Here is a 9,148-nt window from a genome sequence, read left to right on the forward strand (position 1 = left end):
CCATTCTTGGCTCAGTTTACGCCGAAGAACTCTAAAAAGGTATGCCGCTATTTTAGGGGAGGTTTACAAACCCAATTCGAAAAGCCAGATGTGAAAAAGCTGCTGGAGAAAAGGCGATTTCCAAACAACCACCATTGATATGCTGTTACTTTTGCAAATGCCGCTGAACAGTACAACGCTTCTAAAGCCTGAAACCAAAAGAGCGCCGATGTTTGTGCCGAAACAACATGGCGATGTTTTGAAAACCCTTTCGTTGAGGCTGCTGGCTTTGCGATGCCGGAGACAACTTCCGTTGACTTGCCCCAGATAAAACCGCTGATGCTGGACACGTAATTACTCCCAGAAGAAACAACCTAGCGCGGCTAGGCGCACAAAGAACCAAAGAGAGAAATGAAAGAACTAGACAGGATCTAACCCCCAAATAAGGGGCACAAACATGGCGGCTATAATCGGAACGAAGTGACACAGCCGCCATGTTTGTGTCCCAGCGAGCCCGCGAGCGACTTAATTTGATTGTTATGTGCAAACACTCAAAACAACCTTGCCACTGATTACAGTGACATTACCAAAGCATGCTGAAATGGAAAAGCCTGATGCTGTTTTGCTAAAGCTATCAATGTTGCCATAGTCCAGCGAGCCATCTAAATCCGTTGTTGGAGTGATTTCCGTTTGTTCTTTAACACTAGATATATGTGAAAAGTTAAAGAACGTTAAAGCTGCTTTTTTATAGCAAGTGTATTCACTGGGTTTTGGCCTAGTGTAATGAACGGATGATGGCCAAATACTAGCTTCCAGCTGTATGGAAAATTCGTTTTCTGAGACTGCCCAGCCCAGTATAAAAGAGTCTTGAAGATCAATTCCATCCATTGAATCCAACGGTTACTCCTTGCACATAACACCCACATAAGGGGCAGTAACATGTGGGCTAAAATCCGAGCGAAGCGACAGAGCCCACGTGTTACTGTCCCAGCGAGCCTGCGAGCGACTTAATGTTTTTGTTAGGCACTTTTGTCGATTATTACAGCGGGTGTGCCGATATATGTATGAAAGAGATAGTGCTTATGGCTTATGCCGTTACCTACGCCATCAATCGCAGACGATAACTTTATTCCAATAATTGCATTTGCTCCATCAGGGGCTTTTTCAATTAGGCTATTAAGAATTTTTTGTTGAGAGTCTGAGTCATCAAATGTTTCTTCACTTTTTATTGAAGTATTCGGTACTCTCACTACGCCCGATGCAGAAACTAAGTCAAAGAGGGATACAATTTCTACGGATTCCGGTAACTCATTTAAGGTGTAAAGTTTCATATAACATCCATTGTCAATATCAGAGTTGGTGCCTAACACCCGCATAACGGGCAAAAACACGTGGGCTACAATTTCAAGCGAAGCACCAGGAGCCCACGTGTTTTTGTCCCCAGCGAGCGCAGCGAGTGTTAATGCGCTTGTTATGTACGTTTTTCAAAAAAGGTCTCGTATGCGGCAGCCTCAATGTCCCCAGAACTTGAGATTAATACGCCTCTTTCGTCATACAACTTGAAGTGTTGCTGTTCTCCACCTAGCTGTGCGCATCCATCTAGACCTAATAAGAATGCATACGCTGTCTCATCTAACATAATTTTGGCAATCTCCCAGAAAGTATCTTCTTGATTGGGAGTTAAGCCCAGTTTTTGAATTAATTCAGAAACAACTGTTTGCTCATTCTTATCTTGATAGGATGAGATTATTGAGTTTATTTCGCTTTTCCAAAGTTTTACAAATTCCTTCGCATTCATTCTCAACTTCCAAGTACATAACACCCGCATAACGGGCAAAAACACGTGGGCTACAATTTCAAGCGAAGCGCCAGGAGCCCACGTGTTTTTGTCCCCAGCGAGCGCAGCGAGTGTTAATGCGCTTGTTAGGCATAATGCAGCTCCATAATAGTCTCATCGAATTCATCTTGTTCGATGACTTTGAACCCAAACCGCTCAAAGAATCTTCTCATTATATCGTGCCCTTCGACATAGCAAATAGAGATAGAATCAAAGCCACTAAGACTCTTAATTTCTTCAAGCACTAGCTTGGTAGCGGCAGAGCCATATCCGTTCCCTTGAAATTCGACGTCAATCAAAAGCTGGTCAATGAAGATTTCTTTGGGCTTTCCGTCTCTGAAATTCGGATAGTATTGAATAAACCCTACAGGCTTATCGCCTAGATAAATCCCTCTGTTGATATAGTATTCGTAAAATTTCGAGGCTGCTATTGCTTCAGAGGGCAATGCAACAAAGTCTTCTTGTTCTTTTGTAATTTCTAAATTGATCATGTCGAGCCAATTCTCGACAGTTATTTCTCTTAAATTAATTTCCAATTGATACTTCCTTGATGGCAATTAGATGCCTAACACCCACATAAGGGGCAGTAATACGTGGGCTAAAATCCGAGCGAAGCGACAGAGCCCACGTGTTACTGTCCCAGCGAGCCTGCGAGCGGCTTAATGTGATTGTTAGGGTTACTTTGCACAAAAGGGAGATGCAAAAGAACCTTTTTCAAATTCTTGAATTACAATTTCAGCGCTGAAGCCTGAAATACTACCTTTTTGAACTAATCCTTTTAGAGCCTTAATAGCGTATGATGTTTGCCCATTGACTAAGAGATGACTTGCAGACCAACAAACCACCCAATCATTCTCATGTTTTAGCAAAGGTATTAAATCTGAATGATTTGAGAGTTTATTTATATCATCCTTCATTGCTTCAAAGTGCTCATTATCTTGCCCCGATGTGCCATCACCTTTAGCTATTGCTGCTGCACAAAATTGTTCAATATGAGACATACTTTCCTTGTAACCCTAACTACTATTTAGATCCCAAACAGTCTGTTTTAAACACACCAGTTTGGGGTATTTTTTGCGTTCTATAACACCAAGACTAAGCCAAAAATTCAACCAAATCCATCTGTTAGTCGTTATCCGGGTTTATGAGCGTGGATAAAAATCGACAATTCGGCCCGGTCTCAAAAATGGTGTATTTCACCCGCTAATATCACTGCTCAAAAGCAAAAAATAAAAAAATTATTCACTTTCACCATCAGCCATTAACCCGGCAGACAGCTTCTTCTGAGGCTGTACGCCGAGTTCTCTGAAGTATTCTACCTGACGTACCAGATTGCCCCGCCCTTCGGTGAGTTTATTCATCGCCGATTCGTAGGCCTTTTGGGTGCTCTCGACACTTTTACCAATTTTTTCCAGATCACCCGTAAAGCCGACGAATTTGTCGTACAGCTTACCCGCATGTTCGGCAATGTGCTGAGCATTCTGATGCTGGTATTCGTATTGCCAGATGTTGTTGATAGTCCTCAGCGCCACCAGCAGATTGGTGGGGCTGACTAATAGTATGTTATTGTCCAGTGCCAGCGACACCAGTGACGGGTCTTCCTGAACGGCAAGTAAAAATGCAGGCTCAACAGGAATAAACATGAGCACGTAATCCAGCGTGCGCAACGACTTTAAATCCTGATAGCGCTTATTCCCCAGGCCTTTAATGTGAGATTTCAGTGAATTCACGTGCTCAGTAAGAAAGCGTGCCCGCAGTACTTCGTCATCACAGTTGAAAAATTGCTCGTAGGCGCGCAGGCTCACTTTGGAATCGATGATGACATCTTTTTCATTCGGTAAATGCACCACAACGTCCGGCTGCTGCAATTTGCCATTCGCATCCTTTGCCGACACCTGAGTTTCAAACTCATGGCCCTCACGTAAACCGGATTCCTTTAAGATACGTTCCAGTACCACCTCACCCCAGTTTCCCTGCTGCTTATTGTCACCTTTCAGCGCTTTGGTCAGCGCTGCCGCTTCTTCAGTAATGCGCTTGTTCAGTTCTTTCAGTGTGAGAATTTCAGTTTTAAGGGATGCTCTCTCCTGCCCTTCACGGCTGTGCTGTTCGCCCATCTGCTTGCGGAACGTATCGATTTGCTGCTTCAGAGGTTCCAGTAGCGCATTCATGCCGGTCTGGTTAATTTGTGTAAAACGCTCACTTTTTTGTTCGAAGATACGGTTGGCTAAATTTTCGAATTGCGCCTGCAGTCTTTTCTCTGCCGCTTCCATTAAAGCTAATTTTTCTGTACTGGCTTTACTGGCCTCATCAAACTGTGCCTGCTGTGATTGCAATTGCGCTGTCAGCGCGGCATTGGTTCGCTGTTCTTCACGGCACTGCAACTTAAGTTCACTAATTTCATCTCTCAAAGGTGCCAGCAGTGCTGCCTTCTGACTAAGCTCCCCCAGTTGCGCCTGATTATTAAACAGCCTTTCACGGTATTCAGCCAGCTCGTCATCAAGTTGCTCACACTGTTGCTGCTTTTCTTCCAGTTTGTCCTGCAGTTGCTTGATCTGAAGATCATCCTGTAACCGGTGCTGGTTTGAGCGCATTGCCGCCAGGAGCCAGGTAATACCCGCAGCGATTACGGCAGTAAAAACGGGGAAGTAGGTTGAGGAAAGTAGCGCGTCCATAGTGTCATTCTCATTTTTATTGAATGTCTATTGTGCCACTCACAAACAAAAACGGGTACCCGAAGGTACCCGTTTACAGTAAAAAATACTGTTTATTTAGCCAGTTCTTTGTCCAGCTCTTCAATTTTCGCTTTCCAGATCGCCGGACCCGTTTTGTGCGCGTTTGCACCGGTGCTGTCTACCGCAACGGTAACCGGCATATCTTCAACTTCAAATTCGTAAATCGCTTCCATCCCCAGGTCTTCGAAAGCAACAACACGGGCTTTCTTAATAGCCTTGGAAACCAGGTATGCCGCGCCACCAACAGCCATCAGATACACTGACTTATGTTTGGCAATGGAGTCTACAGTTGCAGGGCCACGCTCAGCTTTACCAATCATGCCGGCAATACCGGTTTTTTCCAGCATCATATCGGTAAATTTATCCATACGGGTAGCGGTAGTCGGGCCGGCAGGGCCTACTACTTCATCACCTACCGCATCAACCGGACCTACGTAATAAATAAACTTACCATTTAAATCAACGCCTTCCGGTAAACCTTCACCGTTCTCGAGCATGGTTTGAATGCGCTTGTGCGCCGCATCACGGCCTGTCAGCATTTTGCCTGACAACAGAACAGTCTCACCAACTTTCCATTCCTGAATGTCTTCTTTGGTGACTTCATCCATGTTCACACGGCGGGTATTCTCACCCACTTCCCAGGTCACTTCCGGCCACTCTTCCAGCTTAGGTGCTTTCAGATCAGCAGGACCGCTGCCATCAAGGTAGAAGTGAGCGTGACGGGTAGCCGCACAGTTAGGGATCATGGCAACCGGCTTGGAGGCGGCATGCGTTGCGACTGATTTGATTTTCACATCAACAACCGTGGTTAAACCGCCGAGGCCCTGTGCGCCGATACCTAACTTGTTCACTGCATTGAAAATATCAACACGCAGTTTCTCGTCAGTGGTTTCAGGACCACGTTCGATGAGTTCCTGAATATCTACAGGGTCCATTAAGCTCTCTTTTGCCAGCACCGCGGCTTTCTCAGCCGTACCGCCAATACCCAGACCCAGCATACCTGGCGGACACCAGCCTGCACCCATGGTAGGCAGAGTTTTTACAACCCATTCCACAATGTCGTCAGACGGGTTCAGCATGACCATTTTAGATTTGTTCTCAGAGCCACCACCTTTTGCGGCAATCATCACTTCGATTTTCTCACCGGGCACCATATCGATATGCACTACAGACGGCGTGTTGTCTTTGGTGTTTTTACGTGCACCGGCCGGGTCTGCAACAATGGATGCCCGTAGCGGGTTATCCGGATTGGTATACGCACGGCGTGTGCCTTCATCAACCATTTGCTGAACCGTCAGATCGGTTTTATCCCAGGTGACACCCATTCCAATTTTAACGAAACACGTAACAATACCGGTATCCTGACACAGAGGACGTTTACCTTCGGCAGACATACGGGAGTTGATAAGAATTTGCGCCATGGCATCTTTCGCGGCCTGGCTTTGCTCTTTAAGGTAGGCCTGTTCTACGGCTTTGACATAATCCAGCGGGTGATAGTAGGAAATAAATTGAAGCGCATCTTCAATACTATCGATGAAGTCTTGTTGACGGATAACGGTCATGGCGTCCTCTTTTCTTATAGCCTTTGTGGTGTTAGGGAAAGGAAAAAGCGTATACTAGCGCATCTTGACAACCTGCACCACGCTTTACACGTGCGACTTTGGTGTCGGTTATGCGTTTTATTTATATAGGTTAGTAAGCTAGTTTCTTCCATGAGTGAACATCTGTACACCCCGCCGTCGACTACCCTGTTAATATCAGAGATAAGTGGGTATCCGCCTCTGACCGGCCTTTTTGAAAGCGTGCAGCACCAGCCTTATGCCATGCTGCTGGATACTGCCGGCAGCGACAAACGCTTTGGCCGGTTCAATATTATGGTGTGGGAACCGGATATCACTGTAATAACCCGCAATAATATCACTACGATATCCCGTCCGGGTTCTGATGACTCCGTTGAAGCCAACGGTAAACCTCTGGCAGTTCTTGATACCGTTCAGCGCCATTACTTTTCTGCGTTACAAACAGTGAGTGATGTACCGCAAGAAATACTTGAACAGTTACCTTTTCAAACAGGTACGGTGGGGCTGGCAGGTTATGATCTGGGGCGCAGTTATGAAACCTTACCTTCAAAGGCCCGCAATGATTACCTTTGTCCCGATCTTGCTGCCGGACTGTACTCGCAGTCGCTGATTGAAGATAACGAAACCGGAAAATTATATTATTGCAGGCTGGATGACAAACCTTCACAGCCTGACTTCATAACGCGGGAAGATAAACTGGCAAAAGCCGGTTCATTTTCATTAACAGGCGCCTGGCAGTCTAACCTGACAGAGCCGGAATACATCAGCGCCCTTGAAACTATTAATGATTATCTGCTCGCCGGTGACTGCTATCAGGTCAACATGGCCCAGCGCTTTACCGCGACATTTAACGGTAGCGAATGGGACGCTTACAAAACCCTTCGCACCGCAAACAAAGCGCCGTTTTCCGCTTTTATCCGCCTAGACAATACCGCCATCCTGAGTATTTCTCCTGAGCGTTTTTTATCAGTGAAAGACGGTTGTGTGGAAACGAAACCCATTAAAGGCACCCGGCCACGCTTTGCCGATAAGGATAAAGACCGTGCCAGTGCGGAAGATTTGTTATCGGCTGAAAAAGACCGTGCTGAAAATTTGATGATCGTGGATTTGCTACGTAACGATCTCAGTAAACATTGCCAGCCCGGCTCTGTGAAGGTACCGGCATTATTTGCCCTTGAAAGTTATGAAGCTGTGCACCATATGGTCAGTACGGTTACCGGAAAGTTGAATACAGGAGCAAGCCCTCTTGATTTACTGGCTGGTGCCTTTCCCGGCGGCTCTATCACCGGTGCACCCAAAATCCGCGCCATGGAAATTATCGATGAATTAGAGCCCGACCGGCGTAATGTGTATTGCGGCAGTATTTTTTATGTCGGACACAGGCAAGATATGGACTCGAGTATTCTTATCCGCACACTGCTGGCTGAAAACGGCCGGCTGCATTGCTGGGCAGGCGGTGGCATCGTGGCAGACTCCGTTGCCGGGGATGAATATCAGGAAACGCTGGATAAGGTCTCGAAGATATTACCGGTACTGGAGACAAAGCGTGAACCGCAGTGAGTTTTTACAGCGATATCATCATTTACGGCAAATTGATTATGAAGCCGATTACCCGCTGCGCAAAACCGGGCGCGCAGCGGGTGTGCTCATCCCGCTGATCGATCATCCTGACGGCCTGACGGTACTGCTGACAGAACGTGCACATCACTTACGTCATCATCCCGGTCAAATCAGTTTCCCGGGCGGCGGCGCAGAACCACAGGACAATACACTGGCAGATACAGCCCTCAGGGAAGCCGAAGAAGAAGTTGGCTTACTCCGTTCTGAAGTGGACATCATCGGCGCTCTGCCTGAATACCGCACAATCAGTGGTTACGCCATGACGCCGGTTATCGGTTTTGTGAAGCCCGGCCCGGTTTTGACCATCGACCGTAACGAAGTTGCTGATGCTTTTGAAGTACCGTTAGCATTTCTTATGGACCGGCGGAATCACTTCGCCCACTTTATTGAACGTAAACAACAACGTTATCCGGTGTACTTTATGCCGTGGCAAAACCGCCTTATCTGGGGTGCAACCGCCGCCATACTCAGAAACCTGTCTTCCCACCTTTGTGACGACTGACCATCAACATTTCTTTACATCCCATTAGGTTTACTTATTCCTGCATTAGGATTTCTGTATTGTAGTTGATCCGGTTCAGATGCATGATCATTAACTATAATTAAAATAAAGTGAGAAACGGTTAAGTATGATCAGTGTTTTTGACATGTTCAGTGTCGGTATCGGACCATCCAGTTCCCATACTGTCGGCCCGATGCGGGCGGGTGCGGAGTTCGCCTCAGAGCTTGCAGGTGAAAACCGCCTGGAATCCGTTGCGTCTGTGCGGGTGGAATTATTCGGTTCGCTGGGACAAACAGGCAAAGGCCACGGTACGGGTAAAGCGGTGATCCTGGGCTTACTCGGCGAGTTGCCGGAGTCAATTAACGTTGATGCAATCGACAGCATGCTGGATACCATTCACCATGCCGGTAAACTGATGCTTAACGGTACCCGCAGCGTCAGCTTCCCGAATAAAAACGCGGTGATTTTTCACCGCCGCAAAACGCTGCCAAAGCATGCCAACGCCCTCACATTCTTTGCTTACGATGACAATGATGAACTGGTTAAAAGCCAGACTTATTACAGCATTGGCGGCGGCTTTATCATTAAAGATGAAGACTTTGACGCAGCCAAAACCCTTGCTATTGCTACGCAGGCGTCAGTGCCCTACCCGTTTAAAACGTCAGAACAACTGTGCCAGCAGTGTAACGCCAACGGTTTACGCATCAGTTCTCTGATGCTGAAAAACGAAAGCGTATTGCGCCCGGCCGCAGAAGTAAAACGCATGCTGTTCGATATCTGGCTGGTAATGAAAGCCTGTATTGACCGTGGTATTGATAATGAAGGTATATTGCCGGGTGGCCTGAAAGTGGTACGCCGGGCACCGGGTCTCTACCGCCGTTTGCAATCTGAGCGCTCT

Annotated in this window: 10 protein-coding genes; 3 read left to right on the forward strand and 7 right to left on the reverse strand. The window is 46.8% G+C overall.

The features are described 5' to 3' along the window. Nucleotides 1-516: 516 nt before the first annotated feature. From AC4PME_RS19380 to AC4PME_RS19410, 7 genes are all read right to left on the reverse strand, one after another. Nucleotides 517-876 carry a hypothetical protein gene (locus AC4PME_RS19380; RefSeq protein ID WP_491046784.1) on the reverse strand — a complete coding sequence of 120 codons (360 nt, stop codon included), beginning with the start codon at nt 874-876 and terminating at the stop codon, nt 517-519. Between the two features lie 122 nt (nt 877-998). Beyond that, on the reverse strand, nt 999-1,310 hold the full coding sequence (locus AC4PME_RS19385) for a hypothetical protein (RefSeq protein WP_491046785.1): 312 nt from the start codon (nt 1,308-1,310) through the stop codon (nt 999-1,001). A gap of 140 nt (nt 1,311-1,450) precedes the next feature. Further along, complete coding sequence (locus tag AC4PME_RS19390; RefSeq protein WP_239260841.1) at nt 1,451-1,777, reverse strand: hypothetical protein; 327 nt, start codon at nt 1,775-1,777, stop codon at nt 1,451-1,453. Nucleotides 1,778-1,902: 125 nt separating this feature from the next. After that, nucleotides 1,903-2,352, reverse strand: coding sequence for a GNAT family N-acetyltransferase (locus tag AC4PME_RS19395; protein ID WP_491046786.1), 450 nt, complete (start codon nt 2,350-2,352; stop codon nt 1,903-1,905). A 141-nt stretch (nt 2,353-2,493) separates the two neighbouring features. After that, on the reverse strand, nt 2,494-2,817 hold the full coding sequence (locus AC4PME_RS19400) for a hypothetical protein (RefSeq protein ID WP_491046787.1): 324 nt from the start codon (nt 2,815-2,817) through the stop codon (nt 2,494-2,496). Between the two features lie 237 nt (nt 2,818-3,054). Continuing rightward, nucleotides 3,055-4,488, reverse strand: a complete 1,434-nt coding sequence (rmuC, locus tag AC4PME_RS19405; protein WP_491046788.1) for a DNA recombination protein RmuC — start codon at nt 4,486-4,488, stop codon at nt 3,055-3,057. A 92-nt stretch (nt 4,489-4,580) separates the two neighbouring features. Then, on the reverse strand, nt 4,581-6,110 hold the full coding sequence (locus AC4PME_RS19410) for a fumarate hydratase (RefSeq protein WP_119501316.1): 1,530 nt from the start codon (nt 6,108-6,110) through the stop codon (nt 4,581-4,583). A 150-nt stretch (nt 6,111-6,260) separates the two neighbouring features. On the opposite strand from AC4PME_RS19410, the gene pabB reads away from it, so the two are divergent. The 3 genes from pabB to AC4PME_RS19425 all read left to right on the forward strand — a co-directional run. Beyond that, entirely contained in the window at nt 6,261-7,688 is a 1,428-nt protein-coding gene (pabB, locus tag AC4PME_RS19415) for an aminodeoxychorismate synthase component I (RefSeq protein WP_119501315.1), read from the forward strand. Continuing rightward, nucleotides 7,675-8,250: a CoA pyrophosphatase gene (locus tag AC4PME_RS19420; RefSeq protein WP_119501314.1), complete on the forward strand. Its 576-nt coding sequence runs from the start codon at nt 7,675-7,677 to the stop codon at nt 8,248-8,250. Before pabB ends, AC4PME_RS19420 begins: the two co-directional genes overlap by 14 nt. Before the next feature lie 127 nt (nt 8,251-8,377). After that, on the forward strand, nt 8,378-9,148 hold a 771-nt coding region (locus AC4PME_RS19425; protein WP_491226172.1), incomplete at its 3' end, for a serine dehydratase beta chain.

Source organism: Alteromonas sp. (assembly GCF_984505615.1).